Annotated in this window: 15 protein-coding genes; 3 read left to right on the plus strand and 12 right to left on the minus strand. The window is 68.7% G+C overall.

Annotated elements, in window-relative coordinates; genetic code table 11:
• Positions 1 to 19: 19 nt before the first annotated feature.
• Together dnaG and EPN29_11435 are read right to left on the minus strand one after the other, a co-directional pair.
• Entirely contained in the window at positions 20 to 1,804 is a 1,785-nt protein-coding gene (dnaG, locus tag EPN29_11430) for a DNA primase (protein ID TAN31816.1), read from the minus strand.
• A gap of 116 nt (positions 1,805 to 1,920) precedes the next feature.
• Positions 1,921 to 4,590 carry a pyruvate, phosphate dikinase gene (locus EPN29_11435; GenBank protein TAN31817.1) on the minus strand — a complete coding sequence of 890 codons (2,670 nt, stop codon included), beginning with the start codon at positions 4,588 to 4,590 and terminating at the stop codon, positions 1,921 to 1,923.
• A 207-nt stretch (positions 4,591 to 4,797) separates the two neighbouring features.
• Here EPN29_11435 and EPN29_11440 point away from each other — a divergent pair, with 207 nt between their 5' ends.
• On the plus strand, positions 4,798 to 5,568 hold the full coding sequence (locus EPN29_11440) for a peptidase (protein TAN31818.1): 771 nt from the start codon (positions 4,798 to 4,800) through the stop codon (positions 5,566 to 5,568).
• Positions 5,569 to 5,599: 31 nt separating this feature from the next.
• Here EPN29_11440 and EPN29_11445 read toward each other — a convergent pair whose 3' ends face one another.
• The 5 genes from EPN29_11445 to glmU are packed head-to-tail and all read right to left on the minus strand — an operon-like array spanning position 5,600 to position 11,653.
• Positions 5,600 to 6,892, minus strand: coding sequence for a glycine--tRNA ligase (locus tag EPN29_11445; protein TAN31819.1), 1,293 nt, complete (start codon positions 6,890 to 6,892; stop codon positions 5,600 to 5,602).
• 20 nt (positions 6,893 to 6,912) lie between these two features.
• The gene (recO, locus tag EPN29_11450; GenBank protein TAN31820.1) at positions 6,913 to 7,740 is read right to left on the minus strand and encodes a DNA repair protein RecO; all 828 of its coding nucleotides are present in this window, start codon (positions 7,738 to 7,740) and stop codon (positions 6,913 to 6,915) included.
• Entirely contained in the window at positions 7,685 to 9,070 is a 1,386-nt protein-coding gene (locus EPN29_11455) for an HlyC/CorC family transporter (protein TAN31821.1), read from the minus strand. The genes recO and EPN29_11455 overlap by 56 nt, the downstream gene beginning before the upstream one ends.
• A 10-nt stretch (positions 9,071 to 9,080) precedes the next feature.
• The gene (locus EPN29_11460; protein TAN31822.1) at positions 9,081 to 10,046 is read right to left on the minus strand and encodes a ribose-phosphate pyrophosphokinase; all 966 of its coding nucleotides are present in this window, start codon (positions 10,044 to 10,046) and stop codon (positions 9,081 to 9,083) included.
• 20 nt (positions 10,047 to 10,066) lie between these two features.
• Positions 10,067 to 11,653, minus strand: coding sequence for a UDP-N-acetylglucosamine diphosphorylase/glucosamine-1-phosphate N-acetyltransferase (gene glmU / locus EPN29_11465; GenBank protein TAN31823.1), 1,587 nt, complete (start codon positions 11,651 to 11,653; stop codon positions 10,067 to 10,069).
• Between glmU and lon the strand changes: the two genes are divergently transcribed.
• Positions 11,606 to 14,125 carry an endopeptidase La gene (gene lon, locus EPN29_11470; GenBank protein TAN31824.1) on the plus strand — a complete coding sequence of 840 codons (2,520 nt, stop codon included), beginning with the start codon at positions 11,606 to 11,608 and terminating at the stop codon, positions 14,123 to 14,125. The genes glmU and lon overlap by 48 nt on opposite strands.
• Here lon and EPN29_11475 read toward each other — a convergent pair.
• The 4 genes from EPN29_11475 to EPN29_11490 all read right to left on the minus strand — a co-directional run bounded on the left by EPN29_11475 (position 14,031) and on the right by EPN29_11490 (position 17,456).
• Positions 14,031 to 14,744, minus strand: a complete 714-nt coding sequence (locus EPN29_11475) for a glutamine amidotransferase (protein TAN32002.1) — start codon at positions 14,742 to 14,744, stop codon at positions 14,031 to 14,033. The genes lon and EPN29_11475 overlap by 95 nt on opposite strands.
• A 62-nt stretch (positions 14,745 to 14,806) precedes the next feature.
• On the minus strand, positions 14,807 to 16,459 hold the full coding sequence (locus EPN29_11480) for a Mur ligase family protein (GenBank protein ID TAN31825.1): 1,653 nt from the start codon (positions 16,457 to 16,459) through the stop codon (positions 14,807 to 14,809).
• On the minus strand, positions 16,171 to 17,196 hold the full coding sequence (locus tag EPN29_11485; protein TAN32003.1) for a hypothetical protein: 1,026 nt from the start codon (positions 17,194 to 17,196) through the stop codon (positions 16,171 to 16,173). Before EPN29_11485 ends, EPN29_11480 begins: the two co-directional genes overlap by 289 nt.
• Entirely contained in the window at positions 16,929 to 17,456 is a 528-nt protein-coding gene (locus EPN29_11490) for a gamma carbonic anhydrase family protein (GenBank protein TAN31826.1), read from the minus strand. The genes EPN29_11485 and EPN29_11490 overlap by 268 nt, the downstream gene beginning before the upstream one ends.
• 50 nt (positions 17,457 to 17,506) lie before the next feature.
• Here EPN29_11490 and EPN29_11495 point away from each other — a divergent pair, with 50 nt between their 5' ends.
• Entirely contained in the window at positions 17,507 to 17,875 is a 369-nt protein-coding gene (locus EPN29_11495; protein ID TAN31827.1) for a 30S ribosomal protein S20, read from the plus strand.
• A 13-nt stretch (positions 17,876 to 17,888) separates the two neighbouring features.
• Here EPN29_11495 and holA read toward each other — a convergent pair whose 3' ends face one another.
• A complete protein-coding gene (gene holA / locus EPN29_11500; protein ID TAN31828.1) occupies positions 17,889 to 18,863 on the minus strand; it encodes a DNA polymerase III subunit delta in 975 nt (324 codons plus the stop codon).
• Between the last annotated feature and the right edge of the window lie 8 nt (positions 18,864 to 18,871).

The following is an 18,871-nucleotide window of genomic DNA, read 5'->3' on the forward strand; positions in this document are numbered from 1 at the left end:
TTGGCTACGCGCGCGATATCTACCCTCTCCTTTCCATATCTGCGATGGCGTGAGCGAGCTCCCCGGCCTCCGCTTCGAGTCGCGCCACCCGCTCCGAGTCTCGACCCCGTTCGGCCTCTGAAAGCTCGCGGATTATCCCACTGTGCCGGCCCTTCATGTGATCGAGCCGGATCCGCTCCGCCAAATCCACCGCCACTTCGTCGTCCACGCTGGGCGGCGGCGCCGCCCACGCCCTCCTGATCAGGTCCTGTTCCCCTGCGGGATAGCCCGCCAACTCCGCCTCGAGCCCGGACGCTCCGGCGCGCTCGTAGGTCTCCAACATCCGGACGTATACAACGCGGTCCTCTTCGTCCAACTCTTCAGGCGTGATCTTTGTTCGCACGCGCTCGAAAGCGACCGGCCGGACCGCAAGCAGCTGCAGCAGATACCTGCCTACGGTGACTTTCTTCCCCGCCAGCCGTCCGGCCAAACCGTTCCTGTCCTCCCTTTTGCCGGTATCCGCCCCCCTCGCCGGCCCTCCACCGGATCGGGGCAGGGGAAATAGGAGGTGGGGCTGGACTCCGATCCAGCCCGCCGCCCGCTCCCGGTAGGTCTCGCGGACGGCCGGGTCCGGGATCTTCTCCAGCACCTCACGGGCCCGCGCCGCGGCCAGCTCGAGCTGGTTCGGGTTGCCCGGGTTGAGGCCCGTGAGCGCGTCTTTGATCCAGAACTCCCAGCCCGACGGCGCGCTCGCGGCCAGCTCGTCCCAGAGCCGGGGCGCATCGGCGCCGGCGGCGCGCAGGAACTCGTCAGGGTCCTTGGCGCCGCTGACCGTGGCGACGCGGGTGCGGATCTGGTGAGCGGCCGCCAGCTCGATCGCCTTGAAGGCGGCCTGGCGCCCGGCCCGGTCGGAGTCGAAAACCAGCAGCAGGTCGTCGGTGAAGCGCTTGAGGAGGCGGACCTGGTCCTCGGTCAGCGCCGTGCCCGAGCTGGCAACGGCGTTCTGGACGCCGAACTGGTGGGCGGTGATGACGTCGAACTGGCCCTCCATCAAGACGGCGTGGCCGCGTTTGGTGATCTCGTCGCGCGCCAGGTCGAGGCCGAAGATCACCCTTCCTTTTATGTAGGCGGGCGTCTCGCGCGAGTTGATGTACTTGCGCTGCTCGCCGGCGCGCACCGTCCGGGCGGTGAAGGCCAGCGGCTGGCCGCGCTCGTCGCGGATCGGGATGACCAGGCGCTCGGCGAAGAAATCCGTGCCGTCGTGGCGCATGAGGCCCGCCTCCTGCGCGTCCGCGAGCGAACGCCGCTTGACGCGGAGGTACTCGGCAAAGCCGCGCCCCGCGGGCGCGTAGCCGAGCTGGAAGCGGCGGGCAGCGTCTTCCGCCACCTGGCGCGACTCGAGCAGGCGCCGGCCCGGCTCGCCCGCGGGGTTCGACCACAGCACGTACTCGTAGTACTGGGCCGCGAGCTTGAGCATCGCCAGCAGCCGGCGCCGGGAGTCGGAGCGCTCCTTCTGCTCCGGGCTGAGCTTCTTCAGCTCCACCCCGGCCCGCTCGGCGAGGAGCTGCAGGGCGCCGCGCTTGTCGGTCTTCTCGATGAGCTCGACAAAGGTGAAGACGTCGCCGTGGCGCTCGCAGCCGAAGCAGTACCAGGACTGCATCTGAGGGTTGACCTTGAAGCTGGGGCTGTCCTCCTGGTGGAAGGGGCACAGGCCCCAGAGGTCCTTGTTGCGCTTGGTGAGGCGGACGTGCTCCTGGACGACCTTGACCAGGTCGACCTTGGCCTTGACCTCGGCGAAGGCGTCATCGGACGCGGGGGTGGGCACGGACTCCTATTGTCGAACGTCCAGTTGATTCCCACGCGCTGATGTGCTGGGACGAGGGTGTGCGCGAGACTCTGTCGCCCCCGAGCCGTACCCCGGCTTCGGCGGCTCGATCAGATCTACTTCGTGCTGGTCCTGTCGCCGATTGCGGCCTGGGCCGCCGCCAGACGCGCCACCGGCACGCGGAAGGGGCTGCACGAGACGTAGTTCAGGCCCAATTTGTGGCACAGGTGGATCGAGTCCGGGTCGCCGCCGTGCTCGCCGCAGATGCCGACCTCGAGCTTCGGCCGCGTCTTGCGCCCCTCGCGAACCGCCATCTCCATCAGCCGCCCCACCCCCTTCTCGTCGATCGTCTCGAACGGGTTGCGCGGCAGGATCTTGCGTTCCAGGTAACGGACGATGAAGTGCCTCTCGGCGTCGTCGCGCGAATAGCCGAAGGTCATCTGCGTGAGGTCGTTGGTGCCGAACGAGAAGAACTCCGCCTCGGTCGCGATATCGCCGGCGTTCAGCGCGGCGCGCGGGATCTCGATCATCGTGCCGAACTTGTAGGGCACACGCACGCCCTTCTCCTTCTGCACCTGGTCGGCCACCGGCTTGAGCTCGGTGTGCACCGCATGCATCTCGGCGAGCGTGCCGACCAGCGGGATCATGATCTCGGGCCGCGCGTCGACCTTCTTCTTGCGCAGGTCGCAGGCGGCCTCCATGATCGCCCGCACCTGCATGCGCGTGATCTCCGGGAAAAGGATCGAAAGCCGGACGCCTCGCAGGCCGAGCATCGGGTTGGCCTCGTGCAGCTCCTCGACCCTGCTCATGACCTTCTCGAGCCGCTTCAGGCGCGCGCCGTTCTTGCCCGTCGCCTTGAGCGTCGCCGTCTCGCGCACCAGGTCCCCGAGATTGGGCAGGAACTCGTGCAGCGGCGGGTCGATGAGCCGGATGACCACCGGGAGCCCCGCCATCTGCTCGAGGATTCCCGCGAAGTCGCCGCGCTGGATGGGCAGCAGGAGGTCGAGTTGCTTCTCGCGCTCGGCGGTCGTGGTGGCCATGATCATCGCCTGCACGATCGGCAGTCGATCCTGCTCCATGAACATGTGCTCGGTGCGGCACAGGCCCACGCCTTGCGCCCCGTTCTCACGGGCCTTGGTCGCGTCGCGCGGGTAATCCGCGTTCGCCCAGACCTCAAGCCGTCGGAACTCGTCTGCCCAGCGAAGGATGGCGCTGGCGGCCGGGTGCTTGTTCAGCGAGCGGGCCTCGATCGTGGGCACGTCGCCGACGTAGACGTCGCCGGTGGTGCCGTCGATCGTGATCTGGTCGCCCTCCTTGATCGTGATGCCGTTGGCGGAGAAGACGCGCTTGCGCACGTCGACCGCGATCGCGCTCGCGCCGACGATGCAGGGTCGGCCCATGCCGCGCGCGACCAGCGCCGCGTGGCTGGCGGTGCCGCCCGTCTGCGTCAGGATGCCCTTCGCCTCGACCATGCCGTGCACGTCGTTGGGGTTGGTCTCGACGCGGACCAGGATCACCGCCTTGCCCTTCCTGCCCCAGTCGGCGGCGGTGTCGGCGTCGAAAACCGCCGCGCCGGTGGCGGCTCCGGGCGAGGCCGGGACGCCGCGCGCCAGCGGCGACGCCTTCGCCCCGGGATCGACGCGCGGGAAGAGGAGCTGCTCCAGCTGCCGCGGTTCGACGCGCGCGACCGCCTCTTTCTTGGTGATGAGATGCTCGGCGACCATGTCGACGGCGATGTTCACCGCCGCCTCACCGGTGCGCTTCGCGGCGCGCGTCTGCAGCATGTAGAGCTTGCCGCGCTCGATCGTGAACTCGAGGTCCTGGACGTCCTTGTAGTGCTTCTCGAGCTTGCGAGCGTAGCCGTCGAACTGCTCGTAAACCTTGGGCAGGTGCCGCTTCAGCGCCTTGATCGGCTCGGTGTCGCGAACCCCCGCGACGACATCCTCTCCCTGTGCGTTGGCAAGGTAGTCGCCGTACAGCTCCTTGCGCCCGGTGATCGGGTTGCGGGTGAAGGCGACGCCCGTGCCTGAGGCCTTGCCCATGTTGCCGAACACCATCATCTGCACGTTGACCGCGGTGCCCAGGTCGTCGGGGATGCGCTCCAGGCGCCGGTACGTCTTGGCGCGCTCGGTATTCCACGACCGGAAAACCGCCTCGATCGCCTCGCGCAGCTGGACGGCCGGATCGGAGGGGAACTCCTGGCCTGTGGCTTCTTTGTAGATGGCGAGGTAGCGCGTCACGAGGCGGCGCAGGTGCGGCGGCGTGAGCTCGGGGTCGGTCTTGACGCCGGCCCCCTTCTTGGCCGCCTGCAGCGCATGCTCGAATTTCTCGCCATCGACGCCCTTCACCGTCTTGCCGAACATCTGGATGAACCGGCGCCGGGCGTCGAGAGCGAAGCGTTCGTCCTTGGTCAGGGCGGCCAGGCCGTCGGCCGTCTTCTCGTTCAGGCCCAGGTTGAGGACGGTGTCCATCATTCCCGGCATCGAGAACTTGGCGCCGGAGCGCACGCTGACCAGCAGCGGGTCGCTCGGGTCGCCAAAACGCTTGCCGGCGTTCTTCTCCAGCACCTTGAGCGCCGCCATCACCTGCTCCCACAACCCTTCGGGGAACTTGCCGTCGCGGGCGTAATACTCACGGCAGGCTTCGGTGGTGATGGTGAAGCCGGGCGGGACGGGCATGCCCGCGCGGGTCATCTCGGCCGCGCCGGCGCCCTTGCCGCCGAGCAGGTCGCGCATCTTGGCCGAACCCTCACTGAACTGGTACACCCACTTGCGCGCGGCTGCCATTGATCCAATAGTTTGCCGGAAGCCGGCAACGCTACGCTTTTGGCCGCGCGATGGACGAGCTTGGAGCCGCCTCCGAACACCAGGCCGTCCTGGCCTGGGGCGGAGATTGCATCGGTCTCGTTCCAGCGCTGCCTCGCCGGCGAGTCCGCGCGCGTGGCGAGCTGGGCCCATCTGTGGCGACCACTCCGTTTTGAAGGGGGTAATCAGATGACCGAACCGCGCAAGATCGCCCGCTACGGCTGGATTCCCGATCAGCCGGACCAGCGCGACCACCTGTACGCCGCTCCGCCACAGTTCCTCGTCGCTCTCCCGCCCGCGGCCGACCTGCGGGCGCAGTGCCCCGCGGTCTACGACCAGGGGATGCTGGGCAGCTGCACGGCCAACGCCATCGGAGCCGCGATCGAGTTCGATCGCATGAAGCAGAAGCTGGCGGATTTCGTGCCGTCGCGCCTGTTCATCTATTACAACGAACGCGTCATCGAGGGCACGGTGCGCTCGGACAGCGGAGCGCAGATCCGCGACGGCATCAAGACGGTGGCGAGCCAGGGCGTATGCCCCGAACCCGAGTGGCCCTATGACATCGCCAAGTTCGCCGCCAAACCGCCGACCAAGGCGTACAAGGACGCGACGCTGGACCGCGCGGTGTCATATCAGAGCCTCGTCCAGGACCTGAACCAGATGAAGGGCTGCCTGGCGTCGGGCTACCCCTTCGTTTTCGGTTTCACCGTCTACGAGAGCTTCGAGAGCCCGGCGGTCGCGCGGACCGGCCATGCGCCCATGCCGAGTTGGGGCGAGCGGCCGGTGGGCGGGCACGCCGTGATGGCGGTGGGCTACGACGACGCGAGCGGATGGTTCGTGGTGCGCAACTCGTGGGGCTCGGCGTGGGGCATGAAGGGGTATTTCACCCTGCCCTACGCGTACCTGATCCAGAGCGGCCTGTCGTCGGACTTCTGGACGATCCGAGTCGTCGGGCAGTGAGCGGGACCCGGATCGACAGGCTGACGGCCGCTCAGCCGATCAGCTGGCCCACACGGGCGGGCAGCTCGGCGATTCCCACCCGCTCCTGCTCGGTTGAATCGCGCTGCCGGATCGTGACCGCCTGGTCGTTCAGGGTGTCGAAGTCGATGGTCACGCAGAACGGCGTGCCGATCTCGTCCTGGCGGCGGTAGCGCCGGCCGATATGGCCGCCGGTCTGGTCGTACTCCACCCTGAACCGGCCCTGCAGCGAGGTGCGGACTTCGCGCGCGACCTTGATCAGGTCCTCTTTCTTGGACAACGGCACCACGGCCACCTGCACCGGCGCCACGTTCGGGTGCAGGCGCAGGACCACCCGCGGCTCGTTGTTGACCACGTCCTCGTCGTAGGCGTCCAGCAGCAGCGTGATGAAGATCCGGTCCACGCTGACGGCCGGTTCGATGACCCAGGGCAGATAACGCTGGTTGGTCACGGGGTCCAGGTAGGTCAGGTCCACCTTCGACCCCTCCTGGTGCACGCGGAGGTCGAAGTCGGTGCGGTCCGCGATCCCCTCCAGCTCCCCCCAGCCGAACGGGAAGTCGTACTCGATGTCGGTGGTCTGCTTCGAGTAGTGCGACAGGCTTGCCCGTGGGTGGTCGTAGAAACGCAGGCGTTCGGGGTTGATGCCCAGCACGTCCTTGTACCAGCACATCCGGGTCTCGCGCCAGTACTTGAAAGACTCCTCGTCATGGTCCGGTTCGACGAAGTACTCCATCTCCATCAGCTCGAACTCGCGCACCCGGAACACGAAGTTGCCAGGCGTGATCTCGTTGCGGAAGGCCCGGCCCTGTTGTGCGATGCCGAACGGGACCCGCACGCGGGACGAGTTCAGGACGTTCTTGAAGTCCACGAACATGCCCTGCGCCGTTTCCGGCCGCATGTAGACCGCCGACGAGGTGTCCTCCACGGGGCCGACATGGGTCTTGAACATGAGGTTGAACATGCGAGCCTCGTCGAGCTGGCCGCCGCATTCCGGGCACCTGTCGCCCGTGACATGGTCGGCGCGCCAGCGCCTCTTGCACTCCCCCAGGCATTGGCGGAGGGGGTCGACGAAGTTGGTCAGGTGGCCTGACGCGGCCCACACCTCGGACGGCATGATCAAAGTCGAGTCCAGGCCCACCACGTCGTCGCGCAGGTCGACCATGTGGCGCCACCACAGGTCCCGGATCGCCCGCTTCAGCGCGACACCGTACGGGCCGTAGTCGTAGAAGCCCGACAGTCCACCGTAGATCTCGCTCGACGGGTAGATGAAGCCGCGCCGCTTCGTCAGGGCGACGACCTTGTCCATCAGCTGCTCTCGCGAGACGGTCAGAGCTCGGGTCCCCCGACCCTTCCCCCGCCGAGCGGCGACGTGATTGTGCCTCTCATCTGGTGCAGGAACTGTAGCGATTTCAGGCGGCGGTCCAGGTGATGCTCCAGCTGCATGGTCAAGACGCCCTCGATCGCGGCCATCAGCGACGGGTCCAGCTTCAAACGCCGGTACGTTTCCAGGTCTCCGTTCGCCATCAGCCTCAGCACCTTGATCGCGGCCAGCGGGACCGGCGGCATCGACGGCAGCGCGCAACGCTCGCACAGGAACCCACCCGCGACCGCGCTGAACGCCGCCGGCATCGCCGCCAGCGGCCCCTCGCACGACGCGCACGAGGTGAGCCGCGGCGCGTACCCGAGCAGGTCCAGGGCCGCCATCAGGAAGTACGCCGACGCCCGCCGTGGCTCCGTCTCGCGGGCCAGTTCGTCGAGCGCCATCACCGCCAGCTCGTACACGCCATCGACCGGGTGGCGGTCCTCGCACACCCGCTCCGCCAGCTCCGCGATCAGGGCCGCGTGCGACATGCGCTCCACGTCGCCCGTGATCCGCAGCCCGGGCACGCGCTGCACCTGGGCGACGACGTCCAGGGCGCCTCGACCCTTCGCCAGCAGCACGTCGACGTGGCCGTACAGCTCCAGCGACGGGCCGAGCTTGCTCTCCGGGCGCCGCACGCCCTTGGCGATCGCACCCACCTTGCCGTGCGTGCGCGTCAGCAGCGTGAAGATGCGGTCGGCCTCGCCGTAGTCGAGCTTGCGAAGCACGACGGCGCGGTCACGATAGGTGGCCAGTCTCGTCCTCCACGGCCTCGCCGTTGCCGTCGCGCGCATCGGATTGGGCGGGATGCGCGAGGCCGGAGGCGACGAGCGTCTCGGCGGGCCAGGGCAGATCCGCCGCGAGCCGGATGGTCTCGATGCGCCGGCCCTTGACCTTCTCCACCGCCCATCGGGCTCGCGCGCCCTTGAACGAATCGCCGGCGACGGCGATCTTGCCCAGCACCGCCTGGACGTAGCCGCCCACCGAGTCGTAGTCGCCCGACTCCTCGATCGCCAGCCCGAGTCGTGAGTTGAGCTCCTCGAGAGGGAAGGTGGCGTGGACCCGCGCCTCGTGGTCGTTGAGGATGACCAGCTGCTCCTCCTCGGCGGTGTCGTACTCATCGCGGATCTCGCCCACGATCTCCTCGAGCAGGTCCTCCAGAGACACCAACCCCGCCGTGCCGCCGTACTCGTCGACCACGATCATCATGTGCACCTTCTTGGTCCGCATCTCGTTCAGCAGCTCGTCGACCTTCTTCTGCTCGGGCGTGAACTCGATCGGCCGCAGGACCTTGTCCATGTCGAACTTCTGCGAGCTCGACAGCGTGTAGAACAGCAGCAGGTCCTTGGTGTGGATCAGGCCGATGACGTGGTCGATGTCGCCCTCGTACACCGGCATCCTGGTGTGGCGGTGCTGCTTGAAGAGCCTGACGATGTCCTTGAGCGGGACGCTCCGCTCCACCGCCACGATGTCGGTGCGGGGCACCATGATCTCGCGCACCGTCTTGTCGCCGATCTCGATGATGCCGTGGATCATCTGGTGCTCCTGCTCCTCGATCACCCCCTGCTCCTCCGAGACGTGCAGCAGGGTGACGAGCTCCTCCTCGGTGAGGTATGGGGCTCGTGCGGCTCGGCCGCCGGTGATGCCCCGCGAGATGATCGTGACCGCCCACAGGATGGGGCCCAGAAAGCCCGCCATGCGGTCGACGGGACCCGCCGCCGCGAGCGCCACACGCTCCGCGTGGGCGATGGCGAGCGTCTTCGGCGTGACCTCGGCGGCGATGAGCAGGACGACCGACAGCGCGAGCGACACCAGCAGCGTCAGCCACAGGCGCCAGGTCGCGGGCACGCCCCAGCGGGTGAACATCGAATCGCTGAGGAGCGCGGTCGCGGTCGAGGCGACGATGAGCGCCAGGGTGTTGGTGAAGAGCACCGTCGAGAGGAAGCGATTCGGATCCGCGCGCAGGCGCTGCAGGATGGTGGCCGCCTTGCTCCCCTGCTCCGCGAGGAAGCGAACGCGCAGGCGGCCGACCGAGGTGAGCGCGGTCTCGGTGCCGCTGGCGAGGGCGGCCACGAAGAAGCAGACGACGAGGACGATGAGCTCGATCAATTCCTGGGTGGTCATGACGAGGGGATTATCTGAAGAGCTCGCTGACGCTCCGGTTCTCGTGCACCCGGATGATCGCCTCAGCAAGTAGAGGTGCCACCGACAGCACCGTGATGGGCGGGCCGAGCTTCTCAGATGGGATGGGGACGGAGTCCGTCACGATGACCTCTTCCACGTCCGCCTTCTTCAGCCTCTCCACCGCGTCTCCGGTGAGAACCGGGTGGGTGGCCGCGACCAGCACCTTGTTCGCGCCCTGCACGCGCAGCGCCTGCGCGACCTTGGCGATGGTGCCGCCGGTGGTGATGATGTCCTCGACCACGACGCAGTCGTGTCCCCTCACGTCACCTGAGACCGCGATCACCTCCGACTGGTCGTCCTGCGGCCGGCGCTTGTAACCGAACGCGATCGGCGCCTGCAGCTGGTTGGCGACGGCCTCGGCCCGGCGACCGCCGCCGGCGTCGGGCGCCACGACCGTGAGGTGCCGAAGGTTGAGCGTGCGCAGGTAGTCGGCGAAGATCCGGTGCGGCGACAGATGGTCCGTGGGCACGTCGAAGAAGCCCTCGATGGCTTCGGCGTGCAGGTCGAGCAGCAGCAGCCGGTCGGCGCCCGCGAGCGTGATGAAGTTCGCGATGAGCTTGGCCGTGATCGGCTCCCGGGGCTGCGTCTTGCGCTCCTTGCGCGCGTAGCCGTAGTAAGGCACGACGGCCGTGACCCGGCCGGCCGAGGCGCGGCGCAGGGCGTCCAGGATGATGAACAGCTCCATGAGGTGCTCGTTCACCGGCGGTCCGGTGGGCTGGATCACGAACACGTCGTGCCCGCGCATCGAGTCCTCGATCTTGACGTTGATCTCGCCGTCGGCGAAGCGCCTGAGCCGGGCATCCGTCAGCGGCACTTCGAGCTTGTCGGAGATGCGACCCGCCAGATTCGGGTTGGCCGTGCCCGCGATGAGCTTGAGGCCGCCCCAGGGCGAGGCCTCTTCCCCGGCGTACTCCACGGCGGTCTGCAGCCTCCCTATCACTGGGATTCCGAATTGGTGTTCGAGTTGGGCTCCGAATCAGCTTCCGAGTTCACGATTTTCCTCCGTACCACCCTAGCGGGAACTCCGACCACTGTCGCCCCGTCAGGCACGTCCTTGGTCACCACCGAACCCGCGCCCGTGCGGGCTTCCCTACCAAGTTTGACGGGAGCGACCAGCATCGTGTCCACGCCGACGAAGGCGCCGTCGCCGATTTGGGTGCGGTTCTTGTTCGTGCCGTCGAAGTTGGCGGTGATCGTGCCGGCCCCGATGTTGGCGTTTCGGCCCAGGTCGGTGTCGCCGAGGTAGGAGACGTGTGGCACCTTGCTGCCGCGCCCGACCTTCGTCCGGACGAGCTCGGCAAAGCTGCCGATGTGGACGTCCTCCGCGATCTCGGTGCCGGGTCGCAGCTTGACGAAGGGGCCGCAGTCGGAGCGGTCGCCGATCGTCACGCCCTCGATGTGCACGTGCGGCCCGATGCGGCAGTCGGCGCCGATCCTGGTATCCGCCTTGAGCACCGAGAAGGGCTCGATGACGGTGTCCTGGCCGACGGTCACGGTGGCGTCGACGACGGTGCTGTTGGGGTCGACGATGGTGACCCCTTCGAGCATGAGCTGGTCGAGGATGCGTTTCTGGAGCACGGCGGTGGCGGCGGCCAGGCGGGTGCGGTCCTTGACGCCCATGGCCTCGTTGGGATCGTCCAGCCGCACGACCGTCACCGGCTTCAGGTGCGGGAAGACGTCGGTGAGGTAGTACTCGCCCGCCTGGTTGTCGTTGCCGATTTGTTGGAGAGCGTCGAATAACCTGGCGCCGTCAAAGCAATAGACGCCGACGTTGATCTCATGGACGTTCGCCCGGATCTCATCGGTCGCGTCCTGGCGCTCGACGATGCGCTCGAGCGAGCCGTCCTTGGCGCGGATGACGCGGCCGTCGTTGCGGGCCGGGTCCTCGACGCTGGCGATGGTCGCGGGCGTGCCGGCGGTGCGGTGAGCGTGGATGATCCTTTGGATCGTCGCCGCCATGAGCAGGGGCGAATCGCCGTTGACGACAAGGACCTCGGCGCCGACGAGCTGGTCAGCCGGGATCTGCCGCAGCGCGTGCGCCGTGCCCTTGGGCTCGCGCTGGTAGACGACTTCCACCGCCGCGGCGCCAGGCCCCTCACCCTCACTTCCCTGTCGATGGCGGGAGGGATTGCTCCATCGCGACTCCAGGTGGGCGGCGACCTCGGCGTGCTGCGGGTTGGCGATCACCTTGACGTGCCCGGCGCCGGCCTGGGTGACCGCCTCGAGGACCCAGTCGATCATGGGCCGGCCGCAGATCGGGTGGAGGACTTTCGGAATACGCGACCGCATGCGGGTGCCGTATCCGGCGGCGAGTATGACGGCCGTTAGCGCTTGGCTCAAAATCCAGCCCTTCCGGGCTGGCGAAATTATACGGGCGGCCTCCGCGGACTCGATTCCATCCACCGGCGCTTCGGCGCTCGCGCCGGCGCGCGGAGATCCATGCGGAGGCGGGGAGGCAGGGGTTAGCATCGCGCTGTGAGTGAGGTACCCGCGCCGAACCTGGAGGGGGCAGTCCCCTCCCATCTCCCGGTGCTGCCGCTCAAGTCGACGGTGGTCTTTCCGCGCATCTTCATCCCCCTCTCGGTCGGCCGCAAGCGATCGCTCCAGCTGCTCGAGGACCTCACCGGCGCCGAGCGTCACATCGCGGTCGCCACGCAGCTCGACGAGTCGGCCGAGGAGGTCGGGTTCGCGGACATCCACCACGTCGGCGCGCTGGTGCGCGTGCAGCACATGCTCAAGCTGCCGGACGGCACGGTGCAGCTGGCGGTCCTCGGGCTGCGCCGGATCAAGCTGACCGAGGCGCTGTCGGCGGAGCCCTATCTCACGTGCGCCGTGGAGATGCTGCCCGAGGCGACGGAGTCGATCCTGTCGCTCGAGCGCGAGGCGCTGATGCGGCGCTCGATCTCGTCTTTCCAGCAGCTCGTCACCCTGGCGCCGCACCTGCCCGCCGAGCTGTCGAGCGCGGCGGGGGCGATCGACGACCCGCTGCACCTCGCCTACTACATCGCCAACCACATCCGGCTCGCGACCGAGCAGCGGCAGGAGATCCTCGAGATGGACTCCGCCAAGTCCAAGCTCGAGCGGCTGCTGGGTCACATGGCGCACGAGCTGGAGGTGCTCGAGCTCGGACGCAAGATCCAGTCGCAGGCCGAAGAGCAGATGGGCAAGGCCCAGCGCGAGTACTTCCTGCGCGAGCAGCTGAAGGCGATCCAGCGCGAGTTGGGTGAGCTGGACAGCGAGCACGGAGAGCTGATCGAGCTGCGCGAGCGCATCGAGAAGGCGGGCCTGCCGCCGGAGGCGCGGCGCGAGGCGGATCGCGAGATCGCGCGGCTGGAGCGCATCCCGAGCGCGTCGCCGGAGTCGTCGGTGATCCGCACCTACCTCGAGCTCATCGTCTCGCTGCCGTGGAACACGTCCACCGGCGGCGAGGTGGATGTGGCCAAGGCGCGCTCGATCCTCGACGACGACCACTACGACCTGGACAAGGTCAAGCAGCGCATCGTCGAGCACCTGGCGGTGCGGCGGCTGAAGCAGCAGCGCGGCTCGACCGACCACGGGCGGGAGCCGATCCTGTGCTTCGTCGGACCCCCGGGCGTCGGCAAGACCTCATTGGGCCAGTCGATCGCGCGGGCGATGGGCCGCAAGTTTGCGCGCGCGTCGCTCGGCGGGGTGCACGACGAGGCGGAGATCCGCGGCCACCGCCGCACCTACATCGGCGCCATGCCCGGACGCATCCTGCAGGCGATCAGGCGCGCCGAGTCGAATGACCCCGTGTTCATGCTCGACGAGGTGGACAAGATCGGGGCGGACTGGCGCGGCGACCCGTCATCCGCACTGCTCGAAGTTCTGGATCCGGAGCAGAACAGGGACTTTCGCGACAACTACCTCGACGTCCCGTTCGACCTCTCGAAGGTGATGTTCATCACCACCGCCAATTCGTTGGAGACGATCCCACCCGCGCTGCGCGACCGGATGGAGGTGCTCAACCTCTCCGGTTACACGGAAGAGGAGAAGGTGCAGATCGCCCAACGTTTCCTGGTTCCCAAGCAGCTGTTGGCGCATGGGCTGAGGCCGGGCGAGGTCAGTGTCTCGGAAGACGCCGTGCGATTGATCATCCGCCACTACACACGCGAGGCGGGGGTGCGCAACCTCGAGCGGGAGATCGCGTCCGTGATGCGGCGCGACGTGGCGGAGATCGCGGTGGGCAAGCGGCGACGACGAGCCGCAGACGATCTGAAACGCGTGCGCGCGGCGCTGGGCAAGCGGCGGTTTTACGACGACGTGGCGGAGCGCATCGACCGGCCCGGCGTGGCGACCGGGTTGGTGTGGACCCCGACCGGCGGCGAGATCATCTTCGTCGAGGCGGCGTTGACGCCGGGAAAGGGAGAGCTGAAGCTCACGGGCCAGCTGGGCGAGGTGATGAAGGAGTCGGCGGCGGCCGCGCTGTCCTACCTGAAGGCGCGCGCCGCGGACATCGGCATCGACCCGACACTGTTCGACCAGAACGACATCCACGTGCACGTGCCCGCGGGGGCACAGCCGAAGGAGGGCCCGTCCGCCGGGGTCACGGTCCTGACCGCGATGGCCTCCATCCTGACCGGACGTCCGGTTCGCGACGACGTGGCGATGACCGGTGAGATCACTCTGCGCGGGCGGGTGCTGCCGATCGGCGGCATCAAGGAGAAGGTGCTGGGGGCCCACCGCGCCGGCATCCGGCGGGTCGTGCTCCCGACACGCAACGAGGCCGACCTCGACGACATTCCGGCGGACCTGCGCAAAGAGATGCAGCTGGTGATGGTGGAGTCGATCGACCAGGTGCTCAAAGAGGCCTTGACGGCGCCGCGGGTCACCGCCCGATCCAACGGCGCGGCGAAGGCTACGGGCCAAACACCGGTGCGGGCTAGCGGCTCTGGGCCCGCTGCAGGATCCGGTCGTGCGCGGCCAGCTCAGCGGAGTCGTCGAGCGGCGAAAGGTCCACGGCCCCGCGCCGGCTGAGCGCGCTCGTGATCAGGTGGTCGGCGAGGTGTGGATTCTTCGGCAGCAGTGACCCGTGCAGGTAGGTGCCCAGGACGCCGCCCTGTAGACAGCCCTCGGTGCCGTCCGACCCGTTGTTGCCGAATCCCACGCGCAACCTGCCGAGGGGCCTGGCCTTCGGGCCGAGAAAGGTGCGCCCGCTGTGGTTCTCGAAACCCACCAGCGTCGGCGGATTGAGGCCTCCGACCGCGGGGTCTGAAGACCTCAGGTCGACGACCACGTCGCCGATGAAGCGCTTCGTGCCCGCCTCGGTGCGCACGTCGATCATGCCGATGCCCGGAAAGCGCTCGCCGCCCGCGGTCTGGTAGTAGTCACCGAGGAGCTGATAACCGCCGCACACGGCGAGCACCCCGGCGCCGGATGCGACCGCACGCTCGAGCGACGGCTGCTTCAGCTCGAGCAGGTCTTGATACACGAGCCCCTGCTCGCGGTCCTGGCCGCCGCCGAAAAAGAAGACGTCCACCTCGTCCATGCGGTCGACGGTGCCGCGTCCCAGCTCGATCAGCTCTGGCTCGTAGCCCCGCCATTCGGCCCGTTTGAGCAGCGTGAGTATGTTGCCGCGGTCCCCATAGATGTTCATGAGGTCGGGGTACAGCCAGCCGACGGTGAATGTCTTTTTGCCGGGGGTTCGGGCCACGTGTCTCAAGTCTCCCAGTAAGGCCTGGCCCACCCGCGGCGGACGAGCTCGGCCCGCAGGTCGAGCATCGCGGTGTAGGTGCACAAGAGGTGCGCGGTCTCGCCCGCGGCCGTGACCTCGATGAGGGCGTCGAGGGCCCGGCCGGGATCGGTCTCGGGCGGCGCGGCTTCGACACCCGCGTACTTGAGGCGAACGGCGAGATCGTGGGCGCGGTTTCCCGCCGGCACGACGGCGCTGGAGGTGCCGCGCAGATGCTCGAAGTCGACGTCCCAGATCCACGAGACGTCGGCGCCGTCGGCCTTGCGGTCGTTGAGGCCGATCAGGAAGCTGTGGCCCCGGGCCAGGTCCACGGCGGTGCGGAGGGCTTCATTGAAACCCGCGGGGTTCTTCGAGAGGACCAGGTTGAGGTGGCGGCCGCGAAACTCCACGCGTTCCTGGCGTCCGAAGGTGGCGCGGAAGCCGCGCAAGCGGAGGGCGATGGCGGACGGTTCCAGGCCGAGGGTGCGGGCGGTGGCGAAGGCGGCGAGCACGTTGTAGCAGTTGTAGAGGCCGCCCAACGGGACCTCCACGCGGGTGCCCTGAATCTCGGTCGCGAGGCGGTCGAAACCGTCGAGTTCGATGCGGGTCGCGGTCACCTCCGGCGCCGGGCGGGCGAAGTCACCGTTGGGGCACGAGTAGAGACCGTCGTGGCCGGCGTAGACCGCGTCGAACCTCAGGCTCGCGCCGCATTTCGGGCACGTGCGCGCGTCGGCGGCGTGGGGCAGCTCGCGGGCGCCGGCGCTCGTGTCGTCGAGCCCATACCAGAGCGGCACGCGGGCCAGGCCGAGGCCGATCTCGGCGACGCGCGGGTCGTCCGCGTTGAGGATGGCGCGGCTGCCATCCGGCAGCGCGCCGAGCGCCGATTCGATCTTCTTGGCGACGGACTCCAGCTCGCCGTAGCGGTCGAGCTGGTCGCGGAAGAGGTTGAGGACGATGGTGGCCCTGGGCTGAATCTCCTCCACGGCGCGCGGCAGGCTCGCCTCGTCGATCTCGAACACACCCCAATCGGCGCGCAGCCTGCCGTCGATCCCGGCGCCGTCGATGGCGGCCGCGGTGGCGCCGAAGATGAGGTTCGCTCCGGCACGGTTGGAGACGACTTTGTACCCGGCGCCCTCGAGGAGCCAGGTGACGAGGCGCGCGGTCGTGGTCTTGCCGTTGGTGCCGGTGATGACGACCGAGCCGTGCGCCAGGTCCCGTGACAGCTTGGCGAGGACGCGGCGGTCGATGGCCCGGGCGACGTCTCCGGGCAGGGTCGTGCCGCCGCCGCGCCGGCTGACGCGAGACAGCGCGCCGGTCGCCTTGCCGGCCCACACCGCCGCCGTTTTCCGGATCAAGCCCAGGGCCCGATCGACTGAGTCACCGCTGTCCAGCAATCGAGGGAGGCGGTCACGTGGCGAGCCTCCTCGCCACCGCCGCAGCGCCGGAAGAAGGCCGAGCCGCTGCCGGTCATCCGCCAGCCCTCGCCCAGGCGCGCGGCGAACTCCTTGATCCGCGGCTCGGCATGGGCTGCGGCACGCGACAGCTGGTTCGGAGCGCTGGGGTCGTCCTTCACCTCGTCCCATGCACGGTAGACGGCCGCGGTCAAGAGTTCGATACCCGGCCAGGCGACGACAAAGCATGCGGGCTCGGCCGGCAGCCCGGTGAGGCGGTCGCCCCGACCTTCCGCCAGGGCGGCGCCGCCCTGGAGAAAGAAGGGGACGTCCGCGCCGAGCGATCGGGCGATCGGCGTGATGTCGATCGCGAGCCGGTGGAGGGCGGTGAGCCCGCGCAGGGCGGCGGCGGCATCGGAGCTTGCACCCCCGAGACCGGCTCCCGCCGGGATGCGTTTGTGCAGGTGAAAACGGGTCGGCAGGTCGCGGCCGGCGGCCTGCTCCAGGGCGGCGTGCGCCTTGAGCACCGAGTTTTCGGCCGCGCCGGTGACCGCGAGCCCGGAGGTCGAGAAGGCCGTCTCATTCGAGGGCGCCAGCTCGAGCAGGTCGTGGAGGTCGATCGCCTGCAGCCGGGTGCGGACCTCGTGGAAGCCGTCGTCGCGGCGCCCGAGAACGGCGAGGTCAAGGTTGAGCTTGGCCCGCGCAGGCAGCGCGAGCGTCACCGTGGGTCGACGGGTCGAAGCTTCGCTCGGTACGCGACCGCTCGATCGCGGTAATGCCGCGCCGTGATGCCGACCCACGTGCCGGATGAACCTTCGAGCGCTTTCTTGATCGTCGCCGGCACACCGGCGGCCATGTGCCCGGGCGGCACCTGCTTGCCCTCGCCGAGCACCGCGCCCGCGGCGAGCATCGAGCCGGCGCCAAGGCGGCTGCGCTGCAGCATGGTGGCGCCCATGCCCACGACCGCGCCCTGCTCGACGACGCAGCCTTCGAGCTGGGCGGAGTGGCCGACGCTGGCGTCACGCTCGATGACCGTCGGCAGGTCCTTGGCGCAGTGGACGACCGCGTTGTCCTGGATGTTGGCGCCCTCGCCGACCCTGATCAGGGCCTCATCACCACGCAGCACGGCGCCAAACCACACGCTGGCGCCGGCTTCGACCTCGACGTCTCCGATGAGGACGGCGGTGGGTGCGATGTAGGCGTCAGGGTGCACCTTCGGGCGCCGGTCATTGAGCTCGAACTCCACTGGCCTCTATAATCCTAGCTTCGTGCGTAAGTCCTTCCGGGTATCGATAAGTGGCTAAGCGAACGGCGTCTGCCAAGAAGCAGGCGCGGTCGGGCGTGCGACGTGCACTGCGCAATCGCGCCGTGCGGTCCGAGGTCAAGACCAAGGTGGTCAAGGCGCGCCGGACGTTGAGCGAAGGTCCGGTCGCGGAGTCCGATCGCCACGCGCTGGCGCTCGAGGCGGTGCGCGCGCTGGACCGGGCGGCGGCGAAAGGCGTCCTGCACCCGAACAACGCGGCGCGGCGCAAGGCGCGGCTGACTCGCCAGATGGCCAAGGTGGCGATCGCCCCTGCCGCCGCCGCGAAAGGCAAGAAGGCAGCCGCTGCGGCCGCCAAGCCGGCGGCGCCGGCAGCCAAGGCCGCGAGCAAGAACAAGAAGTAGCCGCCTCCGCCTTCTAGAGGCGGGTGAGCAGCACGTCAAGCCCGAGCTCGGCGTCGATCTGCCCCGACTTGACCTCCCACTCGTAGTCCCGGATCGCCCGCAGCGCGGCTTCCAGCCGTTCCGGGTCGGCCTGCTGGGCGGCGTCGTAAGCCTTCTGCACGACGAAGCGATGCTCGGACATCTGGTCCTGCACCTGGGCCAGCGTCTCGCCCCGATCCCGCCTCGCTCGGACCTCGAGCACCAGCGCGACGTGCCGGGCCATGCGGTAGGCCACCGAAGTGGGCTGGAGCCCGCCGCGGGTGAGGTCCCGGGCGATCTTCAAAGCCTCCGCGGTCGGGCGTGGCAGCAGGTTGTCGGTGAGCTTGAAGATCTCGGCCTCACGGCCGCCGGCCAGCAGCTCGGTGACCGCCTCAGGGGTGAGCTTGGACCCGGACGCCCTATACGCGGCGAGCTTGCGCAGCTCGGAGTCGATGATCGTCAGGTCGGCCGGTGTGACCCGCACGACCTGGGCCGCGATGGCCGGGGTGAGCCCGTGCTCGACAGCTCTTTTGGCCGTCCATTCACTGAGCGCGCGGCCCTTGAGGCGCTGCATCTCCTCGACGGCGCCGCCGGCGGCGGCCACGGCCTTGGCGAGCTTGTGGGTGCTGACGAGGCGACCGGCAACGGTGATCAGGAGCCGGGTGGTCGGCGGGATCTCGGTCAGCGCGGAGGCGAGGCTTTCCGCGCGATTGGCGGGCAGCGCTCGTACATGGACGACGCGGTACGGGTCGAGGAACGGCGCCTGGAGGATCGAGTCCTGCAGGCGCGCGGACGCCAGGCCCGCGCCCTCGAGGGTCTCGAAGCCGAAATCCGAGACCAGCTCGCCGCGCCAGCCGTCGAGGATCGAGCGCGCCGCCTCGTCGATGAGAAAGCGCTCCTCGCCGTGGAGCAGGAGGGTGGTCGGCTTACGGTTGGGCGGTCGGGACACGCCTGCGATCGTACCCGCGATCGGGTCGG

This window comes from bacterium, from assembly GCA_004299235.1.
GTDB lineage: Bacteria > Chloroflexota > Dormibacteria > Dormibacterales > Dormibacteraceae > SCQL01.